This is a genomic window from Methylobacterium nigriterrae (genome assembly GCF_037106235.1).
In the GTDB taxonomy this organism is placed as follows: domain Bacteria; phylum Pseudomonadota; class Alphaproteobacteria; order Rhizobiales; family Beijerinckiaceae; genus Methylobacterium; species Methylobacterium nigriterrae.
Genome location: NZ_JBAWTG010000394.1, coordinates 1 through 1,178 on the forward strand (window position 1 = coordinate 1; position 1,178 = coordinate 1,178).

Annotated in this window: 1 protein-coding gene; it reads right to left on the reverse strand. The window is 65.4% G+C overall.

From position 1 onward, the window contains the following. On the reverse strand, nt 1-770 hold a 770-nt coding region (locus WDW90_RS37355; RefSeq protein WP_336492763.1), incomplete at its 3' end, for a transglutaminase family protein. Nucleotides 771-1,178 lie beyond the last annotated feature (408 nt).

Here is a 1,178-nt window from a genome sequence, read left to right on the forward strand (position 1 = left end):
CGCGCGACGGCGACCGGGATCAGGTTCGCGCCGCCCACACTGCGGTTGGTTGGGTCGAAGGTGATCCAGCCCGCGCCCGGCAGGTAGACTTCGGCCCAGGCGTGGGTGGACCCTGCGCCAGCGGAGCCGACGAGCGCTTGCGCTGGGTCGTAGAGGTACCCAGAGACGATCCGCGCGCCGAAGCCGAGGCTGCGGACCGCCTCAACAAAGACGGTCGCGAGGTCCCGACAGGACCCTCGGCCCAGCGCAAGGGTTCGGCTTGGCGACTGCGTGCCCTCATCCTCCCTGGCTTCATAGCCGATCCCGCCTGCGACGCCGGCGTTCAGGTCCTTGAGGAGGGACAAGGTGTCGGTCGGATAGCCCGCGACGAACCCCTGTGCCCAGTTCTGGAGGTGCGCGTCCTCGTCGGGATACTGCCGAACCGTCAGGGCGCCGAGATCCGTCCAGTCGTCGTCGGAGTACCGGAAGGGAAAGGAGGCCGCTGACGCGGCGATGTCGAACACCGGGTAGGCCACGGCACTGAGCTCGACGTGCGCGACGCTGTCGATGACGAGCGTAGGGGCTGGTGCCTGAAACGTGGCTGTCGCCACAGCATTCCCGGCAACGTCGTAGGCCCAGGTCACAGTCGCGGAGGGGGTCACGGTGAGGTCGCGTGAGACGAGGCGGACCTCACGAGACTCGCGGGGCTGCAGCAAGAGCCGGTGCGGTCCGAAGCTTACGCGTTGCCGATAGCGGTAGGTCGTCCGATGGTGAATGCGCAGATTGACCAATGAACGCTCCTGCAGGGCGATTAGTCGGGGGCGTCCACACCATCACGCCCGGCGCCAGCACGATCATACGGAGGTGTGGCTGCGCAAGGGCTTCGGCTTTGCCGGCGCGTGGACTGTGCGGGAGCAGAACCAACTGCTGGCTCACTGCTTCGGGCTCTCCATCGCGAACAAAGCGTGCTGCCGCTGTGCCTAGCCAGCACCGTTCCGTCGAGACAGCAAGAACGTGCAGAAGCTTACTTCTTGTTCGCCAATCTGACGGCCGCTCCAACCATGTCCTTCGTGGAAGGCGCCGCCGCAATCGTTTTGGGGACGGGCTTCTTCGGCTTTTTAGCTTCGCGGTTTCCGTGCTTCTTTTCCTTAGCCATGACAGCCTCCTTCCACAGAGGCTGCATCATCGCACGGCTCGGC